This is a genomic window from Azorhizobium oxalatiphilum (genome assembly GCF_014635325.1).
Taxonomy (GTDB): Bacteria; Pseudomonadota; Alphaproteobacteria; order Rhizobiales; family Xanthobacteraceae; genus Azorhizobium; species Azorhizobium oxalatiphilum.
Window position 1 is genome coordinate 43,984 of the sequence record NZ_BMCT01000009.1, and the last position, 26,096, is coordinate 70,079.

At 62.4% G+C, this 26,096-nt stretch carries 29 protein-coding genes and 1 pseudogene; 19 read left to right on the plus strand and 11 right to left on the minus strand.

Annotated elements, in window-relative coordinates:
• Positions 1–2: 2 nt before the first annotated feature.
• The 6 genes from IEW24_RS23725 (at position 3) to dcd (ending at position 6,827) form a co-directional block, all read left to right on the plus strand.
• A complete protein-coding gene (locus tag IEW24_RS23725) occupies positions 3–1,307 on the plus strand; it encodes a hypothetical protein (RefSeq protein WP_188583397.1) in 1,305 nt (434 codons plus the stop codon).
• A complete protein-coding gene (locus tag IEW24_RS23730) occupies positions 1,297–4,749 on the plus strand; it encodes a hypothetical protein (protein ID WP_188583399.1) in 3,453 nt (1,150 codons plus the stop codon). The genes IEW24_RS23725 and IEW24_RS23730 overlap by 11 nt, the downstream gene beginning before the upstream one ends.
• On the plus strand, positions 4,749–5,174 hold the full coding sequence (locus tag IEW24_RS23735) for a terminase small subunit (RefSeq protein ID WP_188583401.1): 426 nt from the start codon (positions 4,749–4,751) through the stop codon (positions 5,172–5,174). Before IEW24_RS23730 ends, IEW24_RS23735 begins: the two co-directional genes overlap by 1 nt.
• Positions 5,175–5,188: 14 nt before the next feature.
• A complete protein-coding gene (locus IEW24_RS23740) occupies positions 5,189–5,458 on the plus strand; it encodes a hypothetical protein (RefSeq protein WP_188583403.1) in 270 nt (89 codons plus the stop codon).
• A 569-nt stretch (positions 5,459–6,027) separates the two neighbouring features.
• Positions 6,028–6,279: a hypothetical protein gene (locus IEW24_RS23745; RefSeq protein ID WP_188583405.1), complete on the plus strand. Its 252-nt coding sequence runs from the start codon at positions 6,028–6,030 to the stop codon at positions 6,277–6,279.
• Positions 6,276–6,827, plus strand: coding sequence for a dCTP deaminase (gene dcd / locus IEW24_RS23750; protein ID WP_188583408.1), 552 nt, complete (start codon positions 6,276–6,278; stop codon positions 6,825–6,827). The genes IEW24_RS23745 and dcd overlap by 4 nt, the downstream gene beginning before the upstream one ends.
• Before the next feature lie 20 nt (positions 6,828–6,847).
• Here dcd and IEW24_RS23755 read toward each other — a convergent pair whose 3' ends face one another.
• The 4 genes from IEW24_RS23755 to IEW24_RS23770 all read right to left on the minus strand — a co-directional run bounded on the left by IEW24_RS23755 (position 6,848) and on the right by IEW24_RS23770 (position 9,356).
• Complete coding sequence (locus IEW24_RS23755; RefSeq protein ID WP_188583409.1) at positions 6,848–7,213, minus strand: SOS response-associated peptidase family protein; 366 nt, start codon at positions 7,211–7,213, stop codon at positions 6,848–6,850.
• Positions 7,214–7,228: 15 nt separating this feature from the next.
• Entirely contained in the window at positions 7,229–7,999 is a 771-nt protein-coding gene (locus IEW24_RS23760) for a hypothetical protein (protein WP_188583410.1), read from the minus strand.
• 79 nt (positions 8,000–8,078) lie between these two features.
• Positions 8,079–9,044, minus strand: a complete 966-nt coding sequence (locus tag IEW24_RS23765) for a hypothetical protein (protein WP_188583411.1) — start codon at positions 9,042–9,044, stop codon at positions 8,079–8,081.
• 78 nt (positions 9,045–9,122) lie between these two features.
• On the minus strand, positions 9,123–9,356 hold the full coding sequence (locus IEW24_RS23770) for a helix-turn-helix domain-containing protein (protein ID WP_188583412.1): 234 nt from the start codon (positions 9,354–9,356) through the stop codon (positions 9,123–9,125).
• Positions 9,357–9,511: 155 nt separating this feature from the next.
• Between IEW24_RS23770 and IEW24_RS23775 the strand changes: the two genes are divergently transcribed.
• From IEW24_RS23775 to IEW24_RS29135, 5 genes are all read left to right on the plus strand, one after another.
• A complete protein-coding gene (locus IEW24_RS23775) occupies positions 9,512–9,784 on the plus strand; it encodes a hypothetical protein (RefSeq protein WP_188583413.1) in 273 nt (90 codons plus the stop codon).
• 11 nt (positions 9,785–9,795) lie between these two features.
• The gene (locus IEW24_RS23780) at positions 9,796–10,224 is read left to right on the plus strand and encodes a hypothetical protein (RefSeq protein WP_188583414.1); all 429 of its coding nucleotides are present in this window, start codon (positions 9,796–9,798) and stop codon (positions 10,222–10,224) included.
• Positions 10,225–10,272: 48 nt separating this feature from the next.
• On the plus strand, positions 10,273–10,473 hold the full coding sequence (locus tag IEW24_RS23785) for a hypothetical protein (protein ID WP_188583415.1): 201 nt from the start codon (positions 10,273–10,275) through the stop codon (positions 10,471–10,473).
• Positions 10,474–10,568: 95 nt separating this feature from the next.
• Positions 10,569–11,498, plus strand: coding sequence for a tyrosine-type recombinase/integrase (locus IEW24_RS23790; protein ID WP_244644637.1), 930 nt, complete (start codon positions 10,569–10,571; stop codon positions 11,496–11,498).
• A gap of 397 nt (positions 11,499–11,895) precedes the next feature.
• Positions 11,896–12,258 carry a helix-turn-helix domain-containing protein gene (locus tag IEW24_RS29135; protein WP_188583418.1) on the plus strand — a complete coding sequence of 121 codons (363 nt, stop codon included), beginning with the start codon at positions 11,896–11,898 and terminating at the stop codon, positions 12,256–12,258.
• Here IEW24_RS29135 and IEW24_RS23805 read toward each other — a convergent pair.
• The 3 genes from IEW24_RS23805 to IEW24_RS23820 form a co-directional block, all read right to left on the minus strand.
• Complete coding sequence (locus IEW24_RS23805) at positions 12,227–12,508, minus strand: hypothetical protein (protein WP_188583630.1); 282 nt, start codon at positions 12,506–12,508, stop codon at positions 12,227–12,229. The genes IEW24_RS29135 and IEW24_RS23805 overlap by 32 nt on opposite strands.
• Positions 12,509–13,613: 1,105 nt before the next feature.
• Entirely contained in the window at positions 13,614–14,006 is a 393-nt protein-coding gene (locus IEW24_RS23815) for a translation initiation factor 2 (protein ID WP_188583420.1), read from the minus strand.
• A 212-nt stretch (positions 14,007–14,218) separates the two neighbouring features.
• Positions 14,219–17,170: an autotransporter serine protease gene (locus IEW24_RS23820; RefSeq protein WP_188583421.1), complete on the minus strand. Its 2,952-nt coding sequence runs from the start codon at positions 17,168–17,170 to the stop codon at positions 14,219–14,221.
• A gap of 98 nt (positions 17,171–17,268) precedes the next feature.
• Here IEW24_RS23820 and IEW24_RS23825 point away from each other — a divergent pair, with 98 nt between their 5' ends.
• Entirely contained in the window at positions 17,269–18,282 is a 1,014-nt protein-coding gene (locus IEW24_RS23825; RefSeq protein WP_188583422.1) for a helix-turn-helix domain-containing protein, read from the plus strand.
• Positions 18,283–18,497: 215 nt separating this feature from the next.
• The gene (locus IEW24_RS23830) at positions 18,498–18,728 is read left to right on the plus strand and encodes a hypothetical protein (protein WP_188583423.1); all 231 of its coding nucleotides are present in this window, start codon (positions 18,498–18,500) and stop codon (positions 18,726–18,728) included.
• A 203-nt stretch (positions 18,729–18,931) separates the two neighbouring features.
• On the opposite strand, the gene IEW24_RS23835 is transcribed toward IEW24_RS23830, so the two are convergent.
• A complete protein-coding gene (locus tag IEW24_RS23835) occupies positions 18,932–19,942 on the minus strand; it encodes an AraC family transcriptional regulator (protein WP_188583424.1) in 1,011 nt (336 codons plus the stop codon).
• A gap of 140 nt (positions 19,943–20,082) precedes the next feature.
• Here IEW24_RS23835 and IEW24_RS23840 point away from each other — a divergent pair, with 140 nt between their 5' ends.
• Both IEW24_RS23840 and IEW24_RS23845 read left to right on the plus strand, forming a co-directional pair.
• The gene (locus IEW24_RS23840; protein WP_188583425.1) at positions 20,083–21,513 is read left to right on the plus strand and encodes a DUF1254 domain-containing protein; all 1,431 of its coding nucleotides are present in this window, start codon (positions 20,083–20,085) and stop codon (positions 21,511–21,513) included.
• A 158-nt stretch (positions 21,514–21,671) separates the two neighbouring features.
• The gene (locus tag IEW24_RS23845) at positions 21,672–22,523 is read left to right on the plus strand and encodes a hypothetical protein (protein WP_188583426.1); all 852 of its coding nucleotides are present in this window, start codon (positions 21,672–21,674) and stop codon (positions 22,521–22,523) included.
• 126 nt (positions 22,524–22,649) lie between these two features.
• Here IEW24_RS23845 and IEW24_RS23850 read toward each other — a convergent pair.
• Both IEW24_RS23850 and IEW24_RS29020 read right to left on the minus strand, forming a co-directional pair.
• A pseudogene (locus IEW24_RS23850) lies at positions 22,650–22,787 on the minus strand (integrase core domain-containing protein); the annotation flags it as partial.
• A gap of 109 nt (positions 22,788–22,896) precedes the next feature.
• Entirely contained in the window at positions 22,897–23,019 is a 123-nt protein-coding gene (locus tag IEW24_RS29020; RefSeq protein ID WP_280514995.1) for a hypothetical protein, read from the minus strand.
• A 52-nt stretch (positions 23,020–23,071) separates the two neighbouring features.
• Here IEW24_RS29020 and IEW24_RS23855 point away from each other — a divergent pair, with 52 nt between their 5' ends.
• The 4 genes from IEW24_RS23855 (at position 23,072) to IEW24_RS23870 (ending at position 25,402) form a co-directional block, all read left to right on the plus strand.
• The gene (locus IEW24_RS23855) at positions 23,072–23,428 is read left to right on the plus strand and encodes a hypothetical protein (protein WP_188583427.1); all 357 of its coding nucleotides are present in this window, start codon (positions 23,072–23,074) and stop codon (positions 23,426–23,428) included.
• A gap of 696 nt (positions 23,429–24,124) precedes the next feature.
• The gene (locus IEW24_RS23860) at positions 24,125–24,283 is read left to right on the plus strand and encodes a hypothetical protein (protein WP_188583428.1); all 159 of its coding nucleotides are present in this window, start codon (positions 24,125–24,127) and stop codon (positions 24,281–24,283) included.
• 92 nt (positions 24,284–24,375) lie between these two features.
• Complete coding sequence (locus tag IEW24_RS23865) at positions 24,376–24,564, plus strand: hypothetical protein (RefSeq protein WP_188583429.1); 189 nt, start codon at positions 24,376–24,378, stop codon at positions 24,562–24,564.
• A gap of 490 nt (positions 24,565–25,054) precedes the next feature.
• The gene (locus IEW24_RS23870) at positions 25,055–25,402 is read left to right on the plus strand and encodes a cupin domain-containing protein (protein ID WP_188583430.1); all 348 of its coding nucleotides are present in this window, start codon (positions 25,055–25,057) and stop codon (positions 25,400–25,402) included.
• 89 nt (positions 25,403–25,491) lie between these two features.
• On the opposite strand, the gene IEW24_RS23875 is transcribed toward IEW24_RS23870, so the two are convergent.
• A complete protein-coding gene (locus IEW24_RS23875) occupies positions 25,492–25,959 on the minus strand; it encodes a Ros/MucR family transcriptional regulator (protein WP_188583431.1) in 468 nt (155 codons plus the stop codon).
• Positions 25,960–26,096: the final 137 nt, after the last annotated feature.

A 26,096-nucleotide genomic window follows, 5' to 3' on the forward strand; every position in this document is an offset into this window, starting at 1 on the left:
CCATGTCAGACTTCCGCCCCCTCTCGTTCTCCTCCTTCGATCAAGGCTTCACAAACCTGCGCCAACAGGCCGAGCGGGCGCAGAACGACCTGGATATTGCGGGTGGCGTGGCCTTGCTCGGCATCACCGCCTCCGGTGCAGCCCCTCAAGGGCAAGGGGCGTCGCCGGGTGCGGCCGCCACGCCCGGCCAGCCCTCTCCGGGACTGCTGGCGGCCGTGCAGGCCGACCCGAGTAGGCTGACGCGCTTGCTATCCAGTCAGAGCCCTGGCGCGCGAGCGATGGGCGCGGCCATCGTCGAACGGCTCAATCCAACGCCGCGGCAGGGGCAGTTCTTCCAGACGGCAGACGGTGTGCTCTACGGCGACCCCAACACCCAGTCCGTGCGGCAGGTCTATCAGTCCCCGGCGAAGCCGCAGATCATCCAGACACAAGACGGTTCCGTTGTGGCGGTGGATCCCCGCGCGCAACAGGCCACGCCGCTCTTTCAGGCCGGTCCGAAAGCGCCCGCAGGCTTTCAGGCGAAGGCTGGCGGCGGTCTAGAGCCGATCCCCGGCGGTCCGGAGGATCAGGCGGCGGTCGCGTCTCGACGGGCAGAGCAGGCAATCTCGGCGGGCTATGAGCCGGGCACACCCGAGTTCAAGAGCTTTGTGTCCACCGGCAAGCTGCCGTCCGCATCCGTCATGGCGGCGGGCCAGCCAAAGCCCCTCCCTGCTGCGGCCCTCAAGATGCAGAACGAGGATCTGGAGATCATCCAGGCGGCGCAGAGCATCAATCAGCAGCTTGGGAACGCGGAAGCCCAGATCACTTCAGGCCAACTGGCACTCGGCCCCATGAGCAACTTCATCTCCGGCGCCAAGAACTGGGTTGGCAACTCCGACCAGAATTCTCGGAACTATGCCTCCTTCATCGCGACCCTCGAAAAGGTCCGCAATGACAGTCTGCGCCTGAACAAGGGCGTCCAGACCGAAGGCGACGCGGTGCGCGCATGGAACGAGCTGTTCCAGAACATCAATGATCAGAAGCTGGTTAAGCAGCGGATCAAGGAAATCACAGGCCTCAATCAACAGGCTATGGAATTCCGCCAGAACCGCATCAATCAGATCCGCACCAACTACGGGCACTCCGATCTGGACGCAGCCTCCGTCGTGCCGGGGGCTGCTCCGACGGCCGGCGCAGCCCCGCAGACATCACAGCCATCTCAGGCGCGAGCCTCCGCCGACCCTATGGAAGGCCGCACAGCGTCCGGCCCAAATGGACAGAAGCTGATCCGCCGCAACGGACAATGGGTGCCCCTCAATGGCCAGTGACCTGCCCCCCGGATTTTCGTTGGACCCGGTGCAGTCGGCCGGGCCGCCCGTTTCCTATCCGGCTCTAACCGGCGGGTCTGGCACGGCTGACCTGCCGCCCGGCTTCACGCTGGACGAGCCGGAAGGTAACGGCATCGACACGATGTCCGGTTTCAATGCTGCCTTTCAGGGGCTTCCCGACGCGCCCACGCCGCCGAAGACCGGCACTTGGAACAACGCAACGGCCGGCCTTAATGAAGCCATCTACACGGTGGCCGGCGCTCCGGTGGATTTGGCGCGTGGCGCGATTAATCTCGGCATTCGTGGCGTCAACGCCGCGACTGGCAGTGAAGTGCCGCCGCTGTATCCCGGCGTCGGGGGCAGCGAATGGTTTGCACGCCAGTTCGAGCGCGTCGGTGTGAACAATCCGGCTGATGTGCAGCCGGCAAATTCTGGAGAGCGTGTTGCTCGCGCTGCGGGGCAGGGCGTCGGTTATGCCATCGCCCCCGAAGCGGCACTTGCTGGGCTGACGCGAGCGGGCGCTGTTGCCCCAGCTGCTGGCGAAGTCCTTGGTAAGGTGTTGGGGCGCTCGGCTACGGCTGGCGACGTGGCCGCGAACGCGATTGTCGGCGGCGTGAGCGGCGCGGGTGCGGGAACGGCCGGTGAGGTTCTGCCAGAGGAGTACCGGCCCCTTGCGGAGACGGTCGGCGGATTGCTCGGCGGCGTAGCTGGAGCGGGGGCCGTCGCTCTCCCCGGCGCGGCGCGTGAGGCTGGTCGCGTGGTGGGCGAGTTCTCCGCGCCCCTTACCGCATCCGGGCGCCAGCAGATGGCGGCGAACACTCTCCGCTCTGCGGCTACGGATCTGCCGCTGGCGCGTGAGGCGCTGGAAAATGCGCCGGTCGAACTGGTGGGGGGCTCAAGGCCGACGACCTTCCAGATGACCGGAGACATGGGGTTGGGTGGGCTTGAGCGTGTGGCGGCCACGCGCGCTCCAGAGGCCTTCAATGCGCGGCGCGCCGAGCAGAACTCGGCCCGCGTTGGCGCTTTGGAAGGCATCCAGCCCGGCGGCCATGCAGAAGCGGTGGTTGGCACTCTCCGCCAGACGCTAGCCGATATCGATGCTGCCACAGGCGCGGCCGAGTCTCTCGCTCTGCGCCGGGCGCGTAGCGCAACGCACGATTTGGGCGCAACTGGAACTCCTGAGGGCTACGGCGCTGACATGGCAGCGATGGCGCAGCCCCGCGTCGATCAAGCGCGCGCGGCTGCGCAGGGCTCTGTGGACGCGCTCGGCGGACGCGGCACGCCGGAAGGCTACGGCGCACAGGCCCGTGAGGCTCTGTCATCGGCCCGGCAAGAGGCCAAGGTGCGCGAGGACGCTCTGTGGGACGCGGTGGACCCCGGCGGGACCCTGAACCTTCCGGCTGGCGGCACGCGGGAAGCGGTGATCGCTATCCTGAAAGACCGCTCGCCGGCCGGGGCTCCGTTCAGCGCCGTCGAGAAACAGATGTTCCAGACGGCTCTCCGCTTCCGGGAGGTTATCCCGTTCAAGGATATCCGGGAGTTCCGGACGTGGCTCAACAACGCCATGTCGAAGGAGCTTTCCGAGAACGGCCGGACGCAGGCCTATGGCCGCATGTCCCGCGTGCGGGGAGCCGTCGAAAATGATATCGAGGGGGCTGTCGCCGCCCGAGCAGAGCAGGAAGCTCAAGCGATTGCCTCAGGCGCGATGCGCGAGGAGGATTCCCTTCTCTCGCTCCTAACCCGGTGGCGAGATGGTTGGCAGCAGCAACAGGCGTCTTGGGGAGCAACTGGCACCGCTGTTGGACCCGATGGCACCGGGGGAGCGGGCGGCTTTTCTGGCGCACGCCGAGGAGCGAGCCAAGGCCGAGGGCAATTTTCAGATGCTGCGGGCGATCAGGGAGTATCTGGAAGGGACATTCCAGCCCAACCCGTCGAAGCCAACTTCGACGACGGAGCAGCCGGACGACTGAGCACGGCATCTGCCGCGACCCGCCAGCGTGCCCAGACTTTCGATGAAGGCTCGGTAGGACAGGCTCTCCAGCCAGGCAGCAGGCAGGACACGTATCGCCTCCGCGACGCCAACGTGCCGAGTCAGTTCTTCACCGGCGGCGCAGACAGCTTCCAGCGCATTCAGGAATTCCGCAAAGCTGCCGGCGACGGGGCCGCGCTCGTCACCCTGCGCGACTATGCGGTGTCCAGCCTGCGGCAGGCAGCGACGCGCCCGGATGGCACGCTAGACCCGAACCGCTACGCATCGTGGATGCGCCAGCACGCCAATGGCCTTCGTGCCTTCCCCGAACTGGTGAAGGAGATGGGCACTGCGGCGAAGGCCTCCCGCGCTCTCGATGAGGCGGCGCTGTTCCCGCAAGGCACGCTGAACAGCGAGGTCGGCGGTCAGGTCTTCAAGGCTGGCCCTACCGGCTACGAGGCAGCAACCCGCTTCATCAATGGCGTGGGCGACCAGCGGGCGCAGGCACTGGTTCAGGACTATGCGCTGTCTACCCTGCGAAAGGCGGCAGAGCTGCCCGATGGCACGCTAGACCCGTCCAAGGTGGCTCAGTGGCGCGCGAAGCACTCCGACGCGCTCCGGGCCCTCCCAGAGGTCGATCGGCTGCTGGCGGAACCTGTAAGGGCTGCAGAGGTCATGGCTCAAGCCGCCATCGACCGGAAAGTCGCGCTGGACCAGTTCCAGCAGGGGGCAGTGGGCAAGCTCCTCGGGATCGATGATCCGGCGGATGTGACGCGCACTATCGGCTCCTTGTTCGGCCGGCAGGACGCCGCGAAGCAAATGGCGCAACTCGCCAATCAGGTGAGGGCTAACCCGGAGGCCAAGGAAGGCCTTCGCAAAGCCGTGGTGGACTACATCAACGGCCGTTTCGTCTCGAACACAGAGGCAGGTACCAGCCAGCAGGGCTTGCTGAAGGCGGACCAGTTCCAGACCTTCGTCCGCCAGAACCGGCCGGCGCTGCGGCACGTCATGTCACAGGAGGAGATCAATCTCCTGAGCGCCATCGCCGCGGACCTTCAGCGGGCCAATCGCTCCATCACCGCTGTTGAGCTGCCCGGTCAGTCGAACACGGCTCAGGATCTGGCCGGCATGGCGAAGCAGAGCCAGCAACCCATGTCGTGGCTCGGCCAGTTCGTTCTCCATGCAAGCACCATGGCTCCCGGTGCCGCCGCCGGCACGGCGCTGTTCGGCCCGGCCGGCACGGTGCTCGGCGCCATAGGCGGAGGGGCCGCGGCCAAGACCATCGGTACCTTTCGCGCTCGCGGACTCGCTCAGGTGGATGACATCGTGAAGGAAGCGATGTTGAACCCGGAACTGGCGAAGACGCTGCTCGCACAGGCGCCGAGGAAGCCCACGCAGCGGGAGATGATCACCTTCCAGCAGAGGGTAATGCGGGCGCTTGGCGGCACGCAGGCAATCGAGGAGGACCGGTGATGGCCGCCTTGTCCAATCCGCGATGGGAGCGCTTCGCCCAGGAACTCGCCAAGGGCAACACGGCTGACGACGCCTATGCCCTTGCTGGCTATAGTCCTAACCGCCAGAACGCTCATCGGCTGATGACAAATGACGACGTGCGGAGTCGCGTGGCCGAGATTCAAGAGCGGGGTGCGATGCGCTCCGAGGTCACGGTGGCATCTCTTATCGCCGAAGCGGAGGAAGTGCGTCAGCGCGCCCTCGACGCGGGCCAGTTCGCACCGGCCATCGCTGCCATTAAGGAGAAAGGCATCCTCTCCGGCATGCGGATCGAAAAGCAGGAGCGGAAGACTGTGGCAGACCTCCAGCGTCTCACCGATGCCGAATTGGAGGCCATCGTCGCCGCCGGCCCGCAGCCCACTCCGCCCGGCGGCCTCCCCCACTGACCGCCGGAGCGAACATGGCAGCCCGCACCCGCAAGATCCGCCACGATGACGAGACCCGAGCCAAGATCCAAGCCAGTCAGCTCGTAAATCGGCTGACAGACCATGTCCTTGGAAAGGTGGACATGACCTCGACGCAGGTCACGGCCGCGCTCGGGCTGCTGAAGAAGGCGCTCCCTGATCTAGCGGCCGTCGAACTCAGCGGAGAGACGACCATCCATCACGACGTCAGCGACCGGCCCATGACTGAAGAGGAATGGGGAGCCCTTTACGGCACGCCTCATTGATTAGCTGCGCCCGCCTCCCAGGAGAGCGGGGCTCTTGTCGTGGCCTGCCCGCTTTCGCGCCATCGCCACCTATCGCTGCAACCCGCTGCACCGGTCCTGGTGGCCTATCGTGGCGGATCCGAGGGAGGTGGTGTGCCTGATCTCCGATCCGGTGGAGCCGTTGTTCCCTCAGTTTGAGGATGTCGAAAACGGGATGAGGCTGTCGGAGCGCTTGCTTTTCGTTCGCGGTGGATAATGGGGAGATAGACAATTAATGGGTTGTGCCGTCTCCTTACACACACAAAGCGCAGAACGTCAGCCATGATTCTGGTTGCACGTAATGCCCCATCACATCGCGAGGGCTCACAACGTCGGCTTGTGTGGTGACCTAGATCGATTGCTCGTGTAGGTGATCGACCCCTCCAAAAAATGCGCTCCGGAACGCGCATGGCGGAGTTGGGGTTGGGTTTAAAAATGGTCACGGGATATTCACTGCCTGTTCACGCTTTGTTCCGGCATAATGAGCTCGATGAGAAGCGTCTATCGGTGTGACGATGTGCCTTGAGGTTCTAAGAGGTGAGGAGTGGAAAATGAGGCTTTCTGTAGCGACCATCAGCGATGGATTGCATCCGCTTGAGGCGGTGGTGGGTGTGAACACCACCGAAGGAAGTCAGCGCCTGGTTGTATCTCGCCGAGCCATCAATCAAAATAGTATTGAGGTCGGTCTGATTCGAAAGGATGGGGACCGGACTTTAGTTGAACTGCCGAGAGAAACTCAGACCGGCGAATGGCGGGTTTGGGTGAACTCGTCGCAGCTGATACTTGAGAAGGTCCCAGCGTGATACTGACGGATCGAGAGATTTCCATAGCAATCAAGCGGGGGCAGATCACTATCGATCCGCCCCCGGACGAAAAGGCATTTAGCTCTACCAGCGTTGATCTGACGCTGGGGGAGACGATTGTGGAGTTTGACGTTAATCCAGGATACTTGAATGGGGCTATAGATCCCACTCATCCGGATTTTGATTTTAATACAGCTCTCTCTCAAATTTCTGAAAAAAAGACTATTTCCTCAAAGGGCTATGAGCTCGAACCGGGCAAGCTGATATTAGCATGGACGGTTGAAGAAGTGCGCTTACCAATAGATTCGCGCGTGGCGGCTAGAGTTGAAGGTAAAAGTTCTCTGGCTCGACTAGGGCTTTGCGTTCACCTTACAGCTCCTACTATCCATGCTGGATTCCAAGGTTATATTCAGCTTGAAGTTATTAATCATGGGCCGCGTAAAATTCTCTTGAAGCCCAGCATGCGGGTATGCCAGCTAATTTTTGAAACGACCTTGGGTACGCCTGAAAAAGGCTATTCGGGAAAATTCTTAGGTCAGACGAGCTGATGCTGTCAGGTCGGTCAGTTCTAAATAGACTGATCAGATTTCGCGCCTCTTACAATGACGAATAACCGGCCATTTTCTAAGGGGCGCTGCAAGAACTTGGCGTCGTCCCACGGCGCGCTCATCCACAATGCCAGTTCCTCCGGCTCGATGAGGATCACCGGCATCGCCTTGGGGTGGACGCTGGCCACGGGCTCGGTGGTGAGGAAGCCATAGAGGTCTGTGGTGACCTCGCCCTCCTTCATCTTCCGAAGGCTGGTCCAGCTGGTCCAGATGCCGCCGAAGAAGAGAGGGGCCGCTCGTATTCGACCGCAGTGCAGATGGCCGAGGGAAAATGAAGGAGTTGATTGATCAACCGGCTTTACGGGATGCCCTCCGATCATCATCATTTCATTTTTCTGCCCTCAGCCGCTTCTAACGGCGATGATCACCAGCAGACATATGACGGTTATCATTCCCCACATGTAGGGAGTTAGCGCATCCCGTATGGCTCTCGCTGAACTGCGCGGCGCCTCCGCCGTCCTTTGCAGAAGGCGGTCATCAGTGTCGGTGGTGTGCGAGTGTTGATGCCCGGCTTTGGGGCCTTCCGTTGGAAGCTGATCTCCCCAGTTGATTGCGCCCAGCTCTCCGACCACATGGGCGCTCGTCCCATGCTTGCCGGGAAGGAGATGCCAAGGTGTTCGCTCGGCATGTGGGAAGGGAGACCAAGGCGCCCACATAGCTGCGCGAACGCCGAGCGACAGAACTTGGAGCCTTCCTTCGCGATACTCCTGATCGAGCTCGCTAAAGGTCTCTGCCGGCACGTAGCACTGTAGGTACCAGCACTCGGCAGACCGAGTTTCCCAATCTGCTGCTAGCCACCCTAGATCTGAACGCCATTCAATCCGTGCTTCGCTCGCCTCGGAAGGTGGCGCAGCCTGAATGCTGACCTCAAGCTTATCCGTTCGTGCGCTCAGACCTAACACCTGAACCGTGTCGTCGATGGCGCCATGTCCACGGATTTGCGTCCTTCTGGTTGCCGTCCCGGCGTACCGGTCGAGCGAGCTAAATCTAGATAGCCCCGTCACTCGGACATGGAGTGTTTTGACGGCCTCAATCTCCAGGCTCTGCTCTTCGCCGTCGAGAAAAACCTTCCCGTCGCGAACCTCGATCTTGATCTGTCGCTGACCTGACATGCTTGACGGCTCCCACCCCTCCGACACCGCAAGATAAGCTCTAGTATGTAAACATGCCGGGTATGGGCAACGATGCCCTCTATCTTGGAGACCAGCCGGCTTCGCGCTTGCGCGGACACAATGCCTCGTGAAGTACCGCCAGGTCCTGAAGGTTGGCACGGTGGTCGGATCGGAGATGAGGCGCGGCAATGCCGCTGCTCGAAAGAAGCTGCTGATCTCGCAACAGTGTCACGGCGGTGCTCAGCATTCTTTGCATCTGCTCTTCATCCATCCCGGTGCTGAACCTCTCGGCGGCCTCGCGGATGAGGCGCATCGAAGGAGTGACATCCGCAAAGGCTCGGGCAATGACGGCCCGCTTTGTCTCCTCGGCGAGAGCAGCAAACACGTCCGCCCGCACATGCTCTCTCCTGGTGGCCAGCTTGTAAGCACCTCGCTGGAAGCGCGGATCCAAGATGAGGTTGGCGTGAGCGGCCCAGCTGGATTGGAGCGCCGCATACTCGGTTTGATCGTGGAACTGCGAGCGGAGGCACTTCTTGGCGCTTGCGATGCTGATCGTTGGAACTTGGCGGCCTCCTCTCCTGCCTTGCATCTGCACCGGCGCAACGAAGAGGTCGACGACTCCGCTTCCCTTCTCGTCGCAATCGTAGCGAAGGGCAAAGCAGCTATTTTCGCCGCACCATGTCTCGACCCAAGTCCACGCCTGGGAGACGAGGGCCAGCACTCTTTCATTGGCGCTAGAGTGGGCGCTCTCGCCCAGCTCGGTCAGCCATTCGTGAGAAATGATGGCCATCAGGTGCATGCCAACGGCGGCACCCTTCCGAAGCACAGCATGTGTTTGATCGAGATGCACGCGGTGAGCTGCGACGATGTCCAGCCCGCGGTCGCTGCCGGCAGCGGACCAAGCGATAGGAGGAATGTCCCGGACGACACGTGATCTGGCCTTCTCGTCGAGGCGCTTGCCGTGAGCTTCGGCGGCACCGAGCCCGCCATAGCCGTTTCCGAGATGTTTGAGGGGCTGACAGCGGACGCAGGTAAGCAGGGCCATGGGCATCTCCTCATTGGGGATGCCTCACGCTATGGGCCGCCGATGAAAGGCACCCGTCCTAAAATCTGGGCGTCTCCCTCAGGCCCGATCCTTCAGCCTAACTCCCGGTCCGTGCCCGTTCTGGTCGATGAACAGGACACCCGCGCCTTCAAATGCCCGCTCGATCACATCAAGCGTTGAATTCCGGGGCTGAGATGCTCCCGCCTCGAACTGGCGGACCGTCACCACGCCTACGCGCGCCGCATCCGCGAGCTGTTGCTGCGACCAATCGAGAAGCGCGCGAGCAGCGCGGCATTGAGCTGGCGTGATCATGCTGCATGCATATCACGAGCAATCGCTGATCGCCATAAGTGTCGAAAATAGATTGAAACATCCATAATCGTCGATTAACGTCACAACTGTCGAAAAACGACGGCTATGGCCTCTAGCCTGAAAAGTTAGGCAGAGCGCCGCATGGAGGTTCCCACATGGCCAACAAGCGCACCAGAGCGACTACGACCCTGCAAGTAATCGAGCCACTGGCGCTGTCTGACGTCTATGCCATGCATATTGTCAGCGTGACCGCCCTCGGCCCCCACATGAGCCGAGTGGCGTTCGGCGTCGAGGTCGACACGTTCGGTGAACGGGTGGTCGAGGTCGTGGCAAGGCTTATCCTACCCAATGAACTCGTCCCCAAGTTCGAGGTAGCCAACGCCCCCGAAAAGCTTCGCTTCGACATCTTTGAAATGACGGCTCAGTGAGGGAGGGCGAAATGGCCTCACGTCGCAACATCCTCAAAGGCGTGCTCGGGATGGCTGCGGTACCTGTCGCCGCAGCTTACGCCAGCGACGCGGACGCAGCCGTTTTAGCGTGCAAGCCGCGCCTGGACGAATTGGAAGCCGCAATGGATATGGCTTGGGAAGCCTATCAGCGAAAAGAAGCCGACGATGGAGACGACGGAACTTTGGAGGACATCTTCAATGACCGCGTCTCGATTCTGGACGAGGCGTTGGTCGAAATGCTGGTGATCCCGGCGACGACGATGGAAGGCCTGATGTTCAAGGCTGCCTACGGCCGGCACTATGCCGAGGTAGTGCTGGAAAGCCTCGCAAACGATCTACGCGCCATGCAGGGGCTTATACCCATCTACCCGGACAAGGTCTCGCCTCTTCGACGAAGACTGGCGGGTGAGCTGCCCTAAAACACTACCGGGGCGGCCATGAGCCGGCCTTATCCCATGGAGGCACAGATGGGACGCAGGGCAGCAAGGTTCACCGAAGCCGACCTCACCCGTGTGCTGAAGGCCGCGAAGAAAGCTGGCCTTCAGGCACGGGTGGACCTCATCCATTGCACCGTCGAGCTAGGCGAAAACATCGTCTCTACTGCTCTCGATCACGCATCGGATGCAGAGGCGGCCCGCCTCCAGCGGGTGAAGGGCTTGGTGCTGTAATGCCCCGCACACGCCCTCCGCATCTCGTTCGCGAAGTGAGCCGGCACGGCCGCGTCGTCTGGTATGTCCGTAAACCCGCGTCACCGCGGATCCGCTTGCGCGAAGAGCACGACACACCAGCATTCTGGGCCGAATACGAAGCGGCATTGGCGAGCCCGTCATCGACGACACAGAAGGTGACTGCGGGTTCACTCGCAGCGGCTCTCGAAATGTATCGAAAGAGCTCCGCCTGGGCGCAGCTTTCAAACGCGACGCGTCGCCAACGGGAGTTCGTCTATCGGGCACTCAGCGAGAGTGCCGGCAGCGTGGTTCTGTCGGACATCAGCGCCAGAGAGATTGTCGCCGGCCGGGAGCGGCGAGCCGCGACCCCACATCGGGCCAACGACTATATCAAGGCGATGCGCGCCTTCTTTGGATGGGCAGCGGGCGATGGTGGGTTGATCCCATCCGACCCGACAGTAGGGGTGAAGCTTCTGAAGGGGCGCAATGATGACATTGGCTTTCATACGTGGACGGAAGCCGAGTGCGAACGGTTCGAGGAGAGGTGGCCTCTCGGCTCGATGGAAAGACTGGCCTTCGACCTGATGCTTTACACCGGCCTGCGCCGAGGCGACGCTTGCCGCCTGGGGCCAGAACACCTCCACGATGGGGTGCTATCCATCCGAATGGAGAAGACGCGAGGCGTTGTTCACCTGCCCCTCCTTGCCCCACTCGGCGCGTCTATCGCCGCTACCCAGTGTGCCGGCCGCACGTTCATTGCAACCAGCCGCGGCGAGCCCTTCGTCAAGGAGAGCTTCGGCAACTGGTTCAAGCGGGCCTGTGTGTCGGCTGGGGTGCCTGGATCGTGCCATGGGCTGCGGAAGGCCGGCGCCACCCGCGCCGCCGAAGCTGGGGCCACTGAACACGAGCTCATGGCGTTCTTCGGTTGGCAGAACTCAAAACAAGCGGCAGTCTACACTCGTGCGGCTTCCCGCCAGAAGTTGGCAGCGGCGGCAGCGATGCGTCTCCTCCCTGCAAGGCTTTGACCGGAGGCATTTCATACCGCGAGGTCAGTTCAGCTCACCAATGCGAGTGCATTTGAGGGGAATGCTGATGCCGAGGATTTACACAGCCCAGACACTGGCGAGCGAATGGGGTTGCTCCGCGCAGCATGTTCGGAACCTGATTAGGGCCGGTAAGCTGGATGCGATCCGGATCGGTGAGAAACTGATCCGGATAACCGAAGACGCTGTCAGGGAATACGAGAGCAGAAACGCGATTTCCGCATCGAGCGGAGAGAGCTCGCAGCCTGCTTCTGACGACGAGCCTCCGCGGGGAGTGAGCCCATATGCCCGGTTGATTAGGGCGTAAGTGCCTTGCTCGGACGATTATGCCAGACGGCTCATTTCAATGGCCGTTACCAAATCACGGGGCGCCCTCTGGATGTTCAGCAGACTCCTCACCGTGAGAGAAGCCGCCTCCGCCTTAGGCATCAGCACCCGAATGCTCATTGGCCACGTCAAGTGCGGTGAGCTCTCTTACATCGCTGTAGGCAGTGGGACGCTACGCCAACGCCGAATGTTCGATGAGGCCGACCTTGAGGCATTCAAGGAGCGTCAACGACGTATCGAAGTGTGGCCTCCCCCCGGTCGGATACGACGGGGTGTCGCCGGCTCTTCTCTAAACGGCGAGGGCGGTGGGTTCATGGAGCGGCGTGCCGCTCTGAAAGCTGAAAGGCAGAAAGCCCGTGATGAGCGGAAGCAGGCGAATGCCCTCACTGGTGGCCGGCGCTCGCGGGGCTGCTGAGGAAGTCGAGCGTCTTCGGGAGATCGGCGCTCGCCATTGCACGGGTCGAGGTGATTTGTACGCAGTCGTCGAGGTCTTTCAGTGGGAGGAGATGAAGCGCGAGGGGCAATCCATCAAGGTCGCCACCGATAGGTGCAAGGGTAAAAGGGCGGCCATCGAGCGGAGCCGCGTGCTCTTGGCGGAGAATGCGCATTTGTTTAGAGAGCAGACCACCGTAGAGGCCAGTGTCATGTGCGATCTGGAGTTCCAACCGGAGGTTCGGAGGTAGGGCGCGCTTCCGTCCTCGGTACCGTCCCGCCAGATCCCGCCTAATCCCAGCCAATCCCGCCATCGCCGGAAATGTTGGTACATTCGTTGGTATCTTTTGTAGGTCGAATTGGCGAAGGTATTGGAATTACGCTTTAATTCTAAAGCTGTTTCCGTCCCTCCGGGCCACCAGAGATTTCAAGAGTTTATGCAGATTTTGCGGTCTTCTTGTGGGCCGCATGAACCCTGAGCGGATCGCGCGGGGCTGAAAACCTCCAGGCTATCCGCCGCCTTCTGCAGATGCTGCGGCGAGAACCGAGCATAAACCCGGCGTGTGATGCGGCTGTCTTCGTGCCCCAGATACTGGGCGCTCCTCCATATCCACACCATCCTCAGCCATCCAGACGGCTGCCGTATGCCGGATCACATGGGGTGTGACGTCCGCCAGGCCAGAGGCGGCGACAGCGGCGTTGAAGCCGGTCTTGATCGACGCTACGGCGACCCCGTTCCATTCCACCACGTGGTCGGTCATTCGGTCAGCGCGACGCCTGGGTAGGTCGCAGCGAATGGCAAGTCAATCGGGTCTGCATCTTCTGGGGCGACCGGATGGGCGGGCGTTGAGGCGTTCGACCTCTATGTGTTCCTGTGTCCGCTTGGGCAAATCATCTGGATGCAATAAGCGGCAATAGCGGCCTTGCAGCCCCGATGGGCGACTGACAGGTGAGATAGGTCACTTGCTTCTGCCTCGCGCGTGCACGTGCGTGAGGCACTGTTTTCGGAGCCCAACGCGTGCACGCGCACGCGAGGGAGTTTCGCAGCCAATATCCTGCGCTGGGGCGAGTTGCGCTTCCGAGACGCGTTCCACAGATCGATCCCGAAACAGGCGCGCAGATTGAGGACGTGGCCGTCTGCAAGCACTTCACCACGGCAGAGGCCGCATTCAATAGCCTCGGGGAGAAATACCCTAACAGCACTTTCGTGCTCTTAGACGGTGCCCGCATCGTCACCCGCTCCTTGTCCTCTCCGGGGGCAGGAAACGGTCCAGACTACGGTTTCCCATTGGCGGGAGCACCGGGCTACACGAGCGCCCGGTACTCACTCACTCACTCTCAGCGGCTGCGTTTCGGTATGGGCCGTAGCGCCACATTGATGGCGTTCGGCACATGCTCAAGATCGGCGCCGTTCGCCTGGTCCATGCTGGCGCCGATCAGGCCGCCGACAAGGATGTTACCCGCCAATGCCTTCCTTCCTTCCTCTGACTGTCGCGTGATCACATCGATCGCTTCCGGCTCGAAGCCCGCCCTGGTGATGGTGACGGTGAACTGATCCTTCCGCCCAGCGGTGATCGCGCAGGGGCTGACGCACTCGAAGCCCATCGATGTCACGACCTTCGCACCGGCCGGTTCGGTCACAACCGGAATCGTGGCGGTCGTATCGCGGGTAACGGTCGCACACGCAGACAGACCAAACGCAACGGCGACCGCCGCCCAGATCAAACGCATCGAACTCACCTGTTCTCTCCAGTTCATACTTGGCGCGCTCAGCTGCCGCCCCAGAACGCCCGGTAGCCCGCCTTGCGAGCCGCCATATCCGGGCGGCGGTGATCGCCGCCTGCTGCTTGAATCACCGAACGAAGGGTGCAACGTGCTCCGTTGGCGCCGGGCGCCAACGGAGTTGCGTCCGCCCCGGCGGCGCTGCTGATGATCACCCGGTCTCAGAACGCCACCTTCAGGTTACCCTTGATGGTGGACACCTCAGCATTCTCCGCAATCACGCCATCGTAGGATACGGCGGCGGTGACGAGGTCGCTGAAGCCGTAGGCCAGCCCCAGATTGAGGGCGAGCGCATCGCGGGCGATGGGCGCGCCCTCCACGAGGAATGGGGACGAGCCCGCGAACCACATCACCGCACCGGTATCCACGTCGCCGAAGGCATGTTGCCAGCCGAGCTTTGCACTGGGCGTCAGCTTGCCGCCGCCGAGGGCGATGTCGGTGGAGACACGCGCGCCGAGGGTCGACAACGTGGTGGACATGGACAGGGTGGAGCCGGAGAGCGCCGCGGCCCCGCCGGTTTCGCTGAAGGCGCCGAACGACTGGTCCACATAGGCAAGGCCGGCAAAGGGCGTGAACTGCACCGGGCCGAACGACATGCCGTAGGACAATTCGCCGAACACCTGCGTCGTATGCCCATCGGCGTTGCTGTTGAGCCGATTGGACAGCTCACCGAAGACGACGGACCGCCCGATGTCTATGCTGTTCCAGCTGTAGGCGGCGCCGTACTTCGCGAGGAATGCACCCATCTGTGTCGCCCCATATAGGGCCAGATCGGTGTGGCTGTTATCCGTGCTCGAATTCAATCCGCCGACATCGCCCGACGACTGGCCCACACCGAAGGCAAGGCCGACGCGCGTGCTGTCGAGGACCTGCACATCGGCACCACCGATGAAGCCGCTCTGGTTCCAATCGAGCTTGTAGGCGCCACCGCTGGAGACGTCACCCCAGCCACCGTAGCCGGTCGCCCACAGCGAGACCGCCAGGCTGCCGGACAGTAGGGCCGTGTCGGTGCCGATTCGCGCGGCGGTCGACCCGTCGAGGCGGTCGAAGATGGCGGCGCGTACCTGTCGCGCATCGTCGAAGGTCTGCGCCGCCACGGAAGCATGGGCCTCGCCGGAAAGCTGGGCAACGGCGGCGGGAAGGGCGGTGGGTGCGAGGGTATAGAGATTCCCGAACAGTATGCCGGAAGTGCCCGTGAGAGCCACGCCGGCCGCAGGGCGGAAGCTATCGAGTGCGCTGCCCGCCGCATTGGTGTTCGTGGTCGCCGCAAGTCCATTGGCGGCCAGCATGCCGTAGGAGAGCGGCGTCACCACCAGGCTCATGCTGGTGGTGGAATAAAGGGCGTCAAAGCGTGTGGACACGGGCAGCCCGCTGGTGGGCTGGGCGATGTCGCTGAAAGCTCCGGTAAGTCCGGCGCTGGCGAGGATCACCGTGTAGTTACTGCCGAGAGCGGGTACGTAGCTGTTGCTGGCGCTACCGGTGATGCCACGCAGCAGGGGAACGATAGTGCCGCCATTGATGGTGACCGTGCCCGAGGTGCCGGTGGTGACGAGGCGCGAGTAGTTGCCTGCCCCGGTCCCCGTTCCGGTGCCGTCGATGTCGGTTTCAAAGGCCGAGCCGGTGGCGAAGGAGACAGGGCCGGCGACAGTGAGCGTTCCCGGCGAATTGCCTGGCGCCAGACGGCCGAATACGTCGAGCGAGGCCTGGATGGTGCCGGTGCCGCGCAACGTGCCGCCCGAGCCTACAGTCGTGGGCGAGATAATCGAGCCATTCACAGAGAGCGTTCCGCCCTCCACGTAGGTGGCGCCGGTGTAGGTGTCGGTGCCCGTCAGGAAAAGTGTGCCACTGCCGGTCTTGATCAGGCCGCCGACGCCGGTGATATCGTTGGCGAAGGTGGAGCTAAGGCCCTGCGTGTCCACGCTGACCGTGGAGGTGAACTGGCCGTATCCGAGCACGGCCTTGCCAGCATTCACGAGACCCCAGCCATAGACTTCGTCAACCCCGGGAGCGCCGAGATCGGTCGCAGTGGTCAGCAGCACCTGCTGGAGGTCATAGGCGGTAAACCAGGGGAAAGCCTCCTTCACCAACGCTGCCACGCCGCTCACCACGGGCGTCGCCATGGAGGTCCCGGAGAGGTTGTTGTACCCGCCGTCCGTGCCGGCGCCGGAGCCAAGTGTAACGGTGGAATAAACGCCGACGCCGGGAGCGGCGAGGCACCAGTCCTTGGCGACGCCACAGTGGTTGCTGAAGGAAGCAATGGTGTTGGTGGAGTCGACTGCCGTTACAGCCAACCAGTTGTTCTTCAGTTCTGGCACCAGGTAAGGCATGCCCGCGAGCACGTCCGGGCTGGTCTGGGCCTCGTTCCCTGTGGCGAAGACCATCAGCGTCCCGGCGGCTGCCACTGCCTTCATCGCCTGGATCGTGTTGGGATAGAGGGCTTCAGCCTGCGCCCGGGTGTAGTCGGTCACATTGCAGGGCGGTGCATAAGTCCGCGCGCAATTGTTGAAGCCGACGCTGTTGTTGACAATCGCCAGCTTCTGGGCGGCGACATAGTTCCAGGTATCCGCAAAAATGCCGTCCGTCGTACTGGAACCCATATTGTAGGCAATCGGCGTCAGCGTGGCGTTAAAGGCGACACCGTGCATCTCCACACCGTTGCGGGCGGCGGCAATGATGCCGGCCACGTGCGTGCCATGGCTGACGTCGGCGTCGAGGTCATGATCTTCATCGGAGGTGATCGCGACGTCATTAGTGAAGTCATAGCCGTTTACCACACGTCCCGTGAATTCTGGGTGCCGCGTGTCGAGGCCGCTATCCACTACGCCGACGCGCACGCCGGAGCCCGTGTAGCCCAAAGCGTAGGCCGCGGCGGCATTGATCTGCGCCAGCGCGCCGGAACCGAAATATTCCGCCGTTTGCCAGCTTGAGACACTTTGCGCCTGGGCTTGGGAGGCCGTCAAACCGATGGTTGCGGCAATGAACCAGCACGCCACGCGGCGGCTGCGAGATAGAATGGATTGGTGCATCTGAATTGAAGCCTTGTCCCAGCGGGGATGGGAAACAGCCGAGAGGTACTCCAACGGGACAAGCTGCGCATTGACCCAGAATCCCAAGATGTGTTTCTGCGTCTCAAACGCGTTTGGTTCCCGATTTGCCACCTTCCCGGCATGTGCGCATGCGATTCCCGTCTTATCTCCGCCGAGGCACATAGATGGCCGATGACCCGCTGATCCCTTGCCAACGCTACGACAGCCGTCTCGACCCGGAACGGGGATTCGAGGGGTGGCAGCACATCGTTGCGCCCGTGTTCGATGTGGTGCCGGTCGCGCCGGATCTGCCGTTCAGTGCCTCCTACGAGGCCTATCACCTCGGAGACATCCTCGTTGGGATCGGCAGCTTCGATGCCACCCATTTCTCGCGCAGCCGGGCCCGAATCCAGAGGGACGGCCTCGACCATGTGATGGTCCAGATCTATTTGCAGGGAGGTTATACCGGGGATCTCGGAGCACGCTCGGTGACCGTATCGGCTGGCGAGGTGGTGACGCTGGATATGACACGGGAACTGCGCACCAGGTCCGAACCGTCCGTCAACATCACCCTGTTGATTCCGCGCGATGAAGTATCTGGGCGCGTGGTGCCGCATGGCAATCTGAATGCGGACAGGGAGCATGAGATGGCGTGTGGCCTGTTTGCTGACCACATGCGCGCCCTGGCGCGTCATTTGCCCACGGTTCGGCACTCGGCGGCGGTCCATGTGGCGGATGCCACCGTATCGCTTTATCGAGCGGCATTGTCCCGGACGCCAGACGATCTGGAGGCGGCGTCCGAGCCTATGCACGACGCGCTGCTGCTGCGGGCACGCCGGCTGGTGGAGGCCCGCCTGATGCGCGAGGATCTCTCCGCCATCTCGCTGGCCAAGGAATTACGGGTCTCGCGCTCCACGCTCTATCGTCTTTTCGAGCCGTTTGGAGGTGTGGCTTCCTATGTATTGGAGCGTCGCTTGACGCTGGCGCGATCGGCGCTGTGCGATCCCGACAATGTTCAGCGCATAGGGGCGATCGGGGCGTCCTGCGGGTTTGCGGATCCGTCCCATTTTTCGCGGGCGTTCCGGCGCCGCTTTGGCTTATCGCCCGCCGAAGTGCGTCGGGAAGGGATGCCGGACTTCGTCGTGAACCCCGTTCCCGAGCGGGCAGACCTGCGCGCCTGGATCCAAAATCTCACGTAGGATTGACGTTGCCCTCAGCCTTTATCCAGCAGTGAGCTCGCTCAGGCGGTTAGTTGACCTGCTCCCCAACTTTGGGCCACCCAGAACTGGAAAATTCCAGTTCCGATTGGCGGGAAAGCAGGGGAGCAGGTCAGAGAAAGAAATCCCTCTACTCCCTCATGGCGTCCGGCGATGGTCGGTTCTATTAGTCTGGCAGACTTAGTTGGGAGAGTGAGATGGCAGATCATAGCCGACCGGATCAAGCCGCTGCCAATCAGAGCGTGACGAACCCCGGCGAGGAAACAGTTAATGTCCAAGCCGCTGCCATGTCCGACAAGGAGCTCGATGGCGTAGCGGGAGGGCTGACCATCGCCGGGCTGCCCGTCTTCGATCTAAAGACGAATGCACCAACGCATTATGATATTCATGCCTGGCAGGTCATTTCAGGCCCTATCAAGGGAACCTGAGCGGCCAGCGCCGTGACGGCAACAGGCCAAGAGGCCCCGCCTCCCGGGAGAGCGGGGCCTTTTCGTTTCAGCCGTTGCCCACTTGGTTGCCGCTTGTGATTTCCGGCGCCCCGTCTTCAGGGGCGCAGCACCATCCACGTAATGCAACCCATTGAGGCATAGCTGATCGCCTAGATCAGGGCGCTGACGTTCATATGCAGCGATCAAGGTGGGGAGGTATTAAGCGCCCGCCATTGCGAGGGAGCCACGCCCGCCCAGCGAAGGAAGGCATGGTCCAGCGTGCTGTGGGCGGAATAGGATAGGGCGTCCGCAATCTGGCCGATGGGCAGGCGCGTCAGCGCGAGCAGTTCGCGCGCTACGGTAAAGCGCACCTCATCCTTGATGGCCTCGAAACTGGTCCCGGCGCGGGCCAGATGGCGGGCGAGGGTGCGGGGGCTGATGCCGAGCTCCCGGGCGACGGTTTCGCGGTCCGCCTCGCCCAGCATGAGGCGCGGGCGCAGGGCGTGCCGCACCTGGGCAGCGGTGTCATCCAGATCGCCGCGCACACGCTGCTGGATGGCGGTGCGCATGTGCAGGTGGCGAGCCGGATCCGCGCCGGGCAGCGGTAAGTCCAGATCGGCCCGCCCGATCACGATGGCGGTCTGCTCCTGATCGAATGCCATCGGCGTCCGCAGCGCCTTGCGATAGGGCGCGAGGGTATCGGGCAGGGCGGCGCACACCAGCGCCCGCAACGGCTGCACGCGGCCGCCGGTCAGCGCCCGCACCATGTTGCATCCCACCGCAATCACCAGATCATGAATCTGGCGCCCCGGCCCGGTGCCGGGATCATAAAGTCCGTATCCGATCAGTGTGTCGTCGCCGAACGGCTGGAGATAGACGGCGGCGCCACGCGAATAGCCGATCTGCAAGCCCACATAATCGCGGAACGCATCCCCTAGTGTCGGGGCGCAGGCCATCATGTCGCCGATCGCGCCCAATGCAGCGTGATCGCTGCGTGCCCCGAGCAGCAGGCCGAGATGGGGGCAGCGTGCCAGAACGGCGCAGTGCTCCAGCAATGCGATCAGGGTAGGGTAGGGCAGCCGGGCTTCGGGCTGGAGATGGTCGGGCGTAAGGCCTGAGGAAGCGAAAGCCTCATCCAGGCTCACGCCCAGCTCGGTCAGAAGGGCGGGAAGGTGCGCGACCGGACCCACGCGCTGGGATGGAACGTCGTCCAAAATCTCAGCTCCTGTCCCCTAAAAGCAAGCGGTATCCAATTCCATACGCTAGGCATCTTCCGTTCGGCAAGGCAGCTCATGGTTGCGCGTTGCACGATCCACGTCGCCGGCTCTCCAAGACACATTCGAGGAAACACGACATGACCCTTTCGCGCCGCACCCTGCTGCTGGGCGGAGCCGCGTTTGCGGCCGCCGCCACCAATCATGGCGCTCTGGCCTGGGACGGTCCGGTACTGGATCTGATCGAGGCGGGAGAAGCCTTCGATGCTGCCTCCGACGCTTATGTGTACGGCTATCCGCTCGTCACCATGGAGATGACACGCCGGGTGATGACCAATGTGGCGCAGCCGGTGGGCACCCGCGCGCCCATGGGCACACTGATCAAGCTGCGCGCCTATCCCGACGCATCGTTCCGGGATGTCACCGCGCCGAACGCGGACACGCTCTACACCACTGCCTTCTTCGATGTCGGCGCGGAGCCCTGGGTGGTCAGCCTGCCGGACATGCAGGGGCGCTACTTCCTCCTGCCGTTCCTCGATGGCTGGACCGAGGTGTTCCAGGTCCCCGGCTCCCGCACCACCGGCACCGGCGCGCAGACCTATCTGGTCACGGGGCCCGGCTGGTCCGGCAAGGTGCCGGACGGCATGGTGCAGTTGAAGTCACCCACCAGTATCGTCTGGATGCTCGGGCGCATCTATTGCACCGGCACGCCTGAGGACTATGCGGCGGTCCATGCCTTGCAGGACCGTTTCAAGCTCTTCCCGCTGAGCGCCCTAGGCAAGGACTACACGCCCCCGGCCGGCAAGGTCGACCCGGCCATCGACATGAAGACGGCGGTGCGCGAGCAGGTCAACGCATTGTCCGCCACCGAATACTTCAAGCTGCTGGCCGAACTGCTCAAGGCCAATCCGCCCGCGTCCAAGGATGCGGCGGCGCTGGAGCGCTTCAAGACCATCGGCCTCGTGCCGGGCCAGAGCTTCGATGCCTCGAAGATCGACAGCCGCTGGGAGAAGCGCCTGCCGCAGCTCTCCTTCGACCGCATCATGCTTCACTTCAAGATGAGCGGCGGCGATATCAAGGACATCAACGGCTGGGGCTATACAACCAAGACCGGCACTTATGGCACGGACTATCTCCAGCGCGCTCTGATCACCGCCATCGGCCTCGGCGCCAACCGGCCGCAGGATGCCGTCTATCCCACCTCGCTGAAGGGCAAGGATGGCGAGACTTACAGCGGCGCGAACAAGTACCAGTTGCGCTTCGCGCCGGGTCAGCTACCGCCGGTGAAGGGCTTCTGGTCGCTGACCATGTACGACAAGGACATGTTCTTCGTCGCCAATCCCATCAATCGCTATGCCATGAGCATGCGCACCAATCCGGTGCGGGAAGCTGATGGGTCGCTGATCATCTACGTCCAGAACGAAACCCCGGGCCCAGGCAAGGAGGCCAACTGGCTGCCCGCGCCGAAGGATCGGTTCAACCTCATGCTGCGTCTCTACTGGCCGGACGAGAACAATCCTTCGATCCTGGACGGGTCGTGGGTCATTCCGGCGATCACCAAGGTCGGCTGACGGGGGGGCGCTCTGGCCGTTCTCAGCCGGCTTGGCTGTGGCGTGAGCGCCCGGATCATCGACCGATATGCGCAGATCTTCGGCATCGGTCCTATGGGCCGATGCCGAAGGCGCAATGGCCGCAAGGTTAGAAAGAAGGCGGGAGAGGCGAGGGGCGCATGAACGGCAACGTATCCGGAATCCTGGCGCGGTTCATAATGCGGAGTGGGCTTTCAGCGGCGCTTGCCCTGGCCGCATTGGCGGGAGCCGCGCACGCCGCTGATCTCGCCGCGAGCAAGGCCCCGGCGATGGTGGAGCCCGCCGCGTCGGTCCCGCCCGGTTGGCAGTTCCAGGCTACACTCTATGGCTGGCTCACGGCGATCGACGGCGACGTGGGGGTGCGCCGTCTTCCGGCCGTGCCCGTGAATGCCTCGATCTCCGACGTGCTCGGTGATCTTGACGGCGCTTTCATGGGCAGCTTCATGGCCCGCAACGGTCAATGGCTGCTCCTGGCGGACGTGGTCGTCGCGCGCCTGTCGGAGGGCAAGCATGTGGGCACTTTCGGCGGCGCCGAGGCTGACGTGGACCTCACCCAGACCATCGTCACCGGTGCGGTGGGCTACATGCTGCCCACGGGCCGCAACGATCTGGATTTCGCCTTGACCGCAGGTCTGCGTTACATGCGGCTGTCGGCGGATGTGAGCCTAGTGCCCACTTTTCTGCCGGCCACCATCAGTGACAGTCAGGCGAAGTCCTGGATTGATCCCACACTTGGCTTCTTCGCCCACTGGGCGTTGGACGAAAAATGGTTCGTGAATGCGACAATGGACATTGGCGGCTTCGACGTCGGGTCGAAATTGTCGAGCAGCGGCTATGTAGGACTTGGCTATTTGTGGACGAAGTCCCTCTCTACGGCCGTTGGCTATCGTTATCTCTACGAAGATTACGAGGGGGCTGGCAATCAGAGCGGAACCTTCCGCTTCAATACTGTCATGCACGGTCCGACACTGAGCGTGGCTTGGCACTTCTGATAGTGGAGCTTCATTGTGGGCGTGGCCGATCCCGCAGGCGCCTCAGCGCAGGTCCGGCTGAACATTCTGACCTGAGACCCTTCTCTCCTCCGACCTGAGGGAGAGTCCTGAGTTTCATTTCTGGCCTTAGGCAGCCTGTTTTTCCAGCGTGGATTCGAAGGCGAACTCGGCGGGCGTCATGTTGCCGAGGGCCGAGTGGGGTCGATGTCGATTGTAGTCCTCCTTCCATGATGTGATGGTACCATGGGCCTCGGCGATCGTCGAAATTTGGACCCTGAGCGGATCGCGCGGGGCTGAAAGACTTCAAGGCTGTCCGCCGCCTTCCGCAGATGCTGCGGCGAGAGCCGGGCATAGACTCGGCGGGGGATGCGGTTCACACCGACCGCACGGTGATGGCCGGCATCCGCAGGATCAGCGCCCGGTCGCGCGCGTCGAGCACAGCGTGCAACTGCTCTGTGATCATGCTGGAGTCGCGCACATCGGTGGTCAGCCTCACGCAAGCGGTTTGGGCAACGATCGCCCGTGTGTCCGAATGTTGAGAGCTGCCAATGGTTGTCGTCTCGGATAAAATCCTCAGGATCGTGTCTCCATTCGGAAAGCCGGCGACCACCGCTGCGCTCAACAAGCTGTCTCTCCAGGAAAAAAGTCTGGAGAGACAAATTCTTGAAATGAAAAGCTCCGCCGGCGCGGCAGATATTCAGCCAGAAATACAAAGGCTGGAGGACGCCCTGAGAGCGGTTCGGGACGAGATGAAGCCACTGAAGGCTCAGCTTGAAGAGTTAAAGGAGCAGGAGGAAAAGGAAGCCGAGGCGGGGGCCGTCGCGCGCGAGGCTGCCTTGCGCAAGGGGGAAAATCCCTACGCTCAACTCTCGAAGGTTGATCTGACATCCATTGTCAAGAAATAGGATCTCAAGATCACTCGTGGAGTGGGGCCTACAACGGGCCCAACTGATCTTGCTTCGATGCTTGTAGACACCCATGTGAATTGTAGATCGGTCGCGGCCAGCAACCTTTCCACTTCATAGGTGGTGCAAGTGCTGGAGCCAGTGGTGGTCGGAAAACCGATCAACCTTGGCAGCCTGGACTACCATAATCCGTCCCCTGCCGCGTCCTCCTGCCACTGCCGCACCAAGCGACTGCTGACACCATCGCGGTCCGGCACCGCCATCTGCGCGAACCCGTCGACGCCATACCGGCGGTCCTCCTTGACGTGGTGCTGCGCCTCCGTCACGCGCAGCAGCCTCCGGGACCTCCGTGCGGCCGGCACGCTCTGCGTCGGTGAGGTTGTCCTCTTACCGCAGATACTGAATAGCCAGTCGGATGGCCGAGGCTATTGGCGACGGATGAAAGTGCATATCGGGTGTGGCGCCGATGATTTCGCGAAGAGGCCTCGTGACTTCATTTGATTGCGGTTTCGGGGCCTTCCAGATGGCGGGAGGAAATCAGGCGGGCGCTATACCGTGCGGCGTGGAAGGCCGATGGGTAAATAGGCGCTGGAACGGCATCTCCTCTGCTTACGTTCATATAGCGAACGACGAAGCACGGAGGTGATCAGCATGCCGAATACAAATCCGCCCCGCGGCGCAGGTAAGGCCACAGCCATGACAGTGGCGATTGCTGCGGTGATGCTTGTCGCCGCCGTCGTAGGCTTTGGCCTCAACGGAGCCGATACGCTCGACGATCAGAGCAGAGGGCACGTCGAGCAGCGCGACGCGCCGCAGACGCCCACCGACCTGCAACGCGCCCCGGTGCAGCAGTAATAGAAGAGTGCCTTCGGCGACTTTTCGTGCGATCCCGCATGCTTCATCGACTGCGAGTGCTACGATGGAGGGCCAAATGGAGAGAGTTTGCCATGACTGACGGCCCCGACACTGACGACCTTGACGACCGCATCGCAATCGCGCGTGACAACTTGCGACAGTTGACGGAGCAGGCTGCCGCCTATTCCGGAGCGGCGGATGAAGAGCGGGCTGCTGACCGCATTGCTGAACAACAGGCGCTTCTGGATGCCCTGCTGAAAGAGCGCGAGCAACGCGGCTGATGTGGCTATAGTGGGCTGCGGCGGGAAGCCTCGCGGACACAGCACAGGGCTGTCCGCCACTGCCCTCTCTCGCCCAATCCCCGACTTCTCAGCGTAGATGTGGCCGGCCTCGTGGTTTGGGGGCCGGCTCTCCAGCGCGCGTCTTTTCGGTAGAGTCGATCCTCTCCGCTTCTTGTGACGTTGGCGCCGATGGCAGCTCCGCTCGCCGCCCCCGATCGCCTGGTTTCGACTTCAACTGCTCGATGTTCGCGTCTTTGTCTTCATTGGGGGCAGGGCGCCCCAAGTTGTCATACCGTTTGGTCATTGGCATCGTCCCGGAAGGATCCCAGACTCAGGCAACGCGCTCTACGGGAGGGTGTTCCACCGTCGGCTCTGGAGGTGGCCACAGGGCTGCTCCTGGCCTAAAGGTGACGGGCAGCACTGGCAGACGCCGTAGACAGCGGATGCAATTCTGTCGATCCCATGCTTCGCACGATATGAGGTTCTTCCGATGAAGCTCCATGCCCTCAATCGCGCCAGTGCCCCTCCCATCGCCGGGCCGATTGCTCCCGACATGGTGCTGTCGGGCGCGCCCGAGACGGCGGCCTTTGTCACGTATGACGCTCCGGGCGAACGCCTCTGCGCTGGTGAGTGGGAGGCCTCCGTGGGCAAGTGGCAAGTCTCATACGACGAGTGGGAGTATTGCCTCATCGTGTCCGGCCGCTGCATCGTTACGGGAGATGACGGCACAACGATCGAAGCCGGCCCGGGCGATGCCTTCGTGCTGGAGCCGGGTTTCAAGGGCACCTGGGAGGTGGTGGAGCCCATGCGCAAGCATTGGGTGGTGCGCACGCCCTGAGGCTAGCTCCACCGGGGTGCCGGTTGCCACTCCATTGGCCGCCTATCGAGAACTGCTGCCGGCAGTTGTTCTACCGGCAGCAGTTGGTATCAAACCTTCGTGGATTTACGCGGACGCCCGACCTTCTTCACCGGCTCCGGCTCGGGGGCAGCTTTCCGGCCCAATCCAAGCGACTTGGCCATCTCCGACCGCGCAGCCGCGTAGTTGGGAGCGACCATGGGATAGTCGTAGGGAAGGCCCCACTTGGTCCTGTATTCATCAGGGCTCAGGCCATAAGCCGTATTCAAGTGGCGCTTGAGCGACTTGAAAGGCTTGCCGTCCTCAAGGCAGATGATCGCGTCCGGGGTGATCGACTTCCTGATTGGAACCGCCGGCTTAAGCTCCACAGGGGCTGCCAGAGCAGGGGCATCTCCGCTCAAACCGCTCAGGCTTCCATGGACTGCGCCAATCAGCTGCGACAGGTCCGCCGCCGCGACGCTGTTGTTGGAGACATAAGAGGCGACGATTTCTGTCGTAAGTTCGAGGAGAAGTTCTTTCTCCAGATCAATCTCGCTCAATGGGAGCTCCTATATTTTCTGTGCCACGCAGTTACGTCGCCGTCTCCCCACCCCTTCAGAGGGAATGAGCATCATTTGGCTTTATTAGCAAGCCATTGGGAGAATGAAGTTGCGGATCGGAGGAGCATTGCCCTGAC

Coding starts and splice junctions, on each gene's coding strand:
- IEW24_RS23725 (WP_188583397.1), top strand. CDS start 3: ATGTCAGACTTCCGCCCCCTCTCGTTCTCCTCCTTCGATCAAGGCTTC.
- IEW24_RS23730 (WP_188583399.1), top strand. CDS start 1,297: ATGGCCAGTGACCTGCCCCCCGGATTTTCGTTGGACCCGGTGCAGTCG.
- IEW24_RS23735 (WP_188583401.1), top strand. CDS start 4,749: ATGGCCGCCTTGTCCAATCCGCGATGGGAGCGCTTCGCCCAGGAACTC.
- IEW24_RS23740 (WP_188583403.1), top strand. CDS start 5,189: ATGGCAGCCCGCACCCGCAAGATCCGCCACGATGACGAGACCCGAGCC.
- IEW24_RS23745 (WP_188583405.1), top strand. CDS start 6,028: ATGAGGCTTTCTGTAGCGACCATCAGCGATGGATTGCATCCGCTTGAG.
- IEW24_RS23755 (WP_188583409.1), bottom strand. CDS start 7,213: ATGATGATGATCGGAGGGCATCCCGTAAAGCCGGTTGATCAATCAACT.
- IEW24_RS23760 (WP_188583410.1), bottom strand. CDS start 7,999: ATGTCAGGTCAGCGACAGATCAAGATCGAGGTTCGCGACGGGAAGGTT.
- IEW24_RS23765 (WP_188583411.1), bottom strand. CDS start 9,044: ATGGCCCTGCTTACCTGCGTCCGCTGTCAGCCCCTCAAACATCTCGGA.
- IEW24_RS23770 (WP_188583412.1), bottom strand. CDS start 9,356: ATGATCACGCCAGCTCAATGCCGCGCTGCTCGCGCGCTTCTCGATTGG.
- IEW24_RS23775 (WP_188583413.1), top strand. CDS start 9,512: ATGGCCAACAAGCGCACCAGAGCGACTACGACCCTGCAAGTAATCGAG.
- IEW24_RS23780 (WP_188583414.1), top strand. CDS start 9,796: ATGGCCTCACGTCGCAACATCCTCAAAGGCGTGCTCGGGATGGCTGCG.
- IEW24_RS23785 (WP_188583415.1), top strand. CDS start 10,273: ATGGGACGCAGGGCAGCAAGGTTCACCGAAGCCGACCTCACCCGTGTG.
- IEW24_RS29135 (WP_188583418.1), top strand. CDS start 11,896: ATGTTCAGCAGACTCCTCACCGTGAGAGAAGCCGCCTCCGCCTTAGGC.
- IEW24_RS23815 (WP_188583420.1), bottom strand. CDS start 14,006: ATGCGTTTGATCTGGGCGGCGGTCGCCGTTGCGTTTGGTCTGTCTGCG.
- IEW24_RS23825 (WP_188583422.1), top strand. CDS start 17,269: ATGGCCGATGACCCGCTGATCCCTTGCCAACGCTACGACAGCCGTCTC.
- IEW24_RS23830 (WP_188583423.1), top strand. CDS start 18,498: ATGGCAGATCATAGCCGACCGGATCAAGCCGCTGCCAATCAGAGCGTG.
- IEW24_RS23840 (WP_188583425.1), top strand. CDS start 20,083: ATGACCCTTTCGCGCCGCACCCTGCTGCTGGGCGGAGCCGCGTTTGCG.
- IEW24_RS23845 (WP_188583426.1), top strand. CDS start 21,672: ATGAACGGCAACGTATCCGGAATCCTGGCGCGGTTCATAATGCGGAGT.
- IEW24_RS23855 (WP_188583427.1), top strand. CDS start 23,072: ATGGTTGTCGTCTCGGATAAAATCCTCAGGATCGTGTCTCCATTCGGA.
- IEW24_RS23860 (WP_188583428.1), top strand. CDS start 24,125: ATGACAGTGGCGATTGCTGCGGTGATGCTTGTCGCCGCCGTCGTAGGC.
- IEW24_RS23865 (WP_188583429.1), top strand. CDS start 24,376: ATGACTGACGGCCCCGACACTGACGACCTTGACGACCGCATCGCAATC.
- IEW24_RS23870 (WP_188583430.1), top strand. CDS start 25,055: ATGAAGCTCCATGCCCTCAATCGCGCCAGTGCCCCTCCCATCGCCGGG.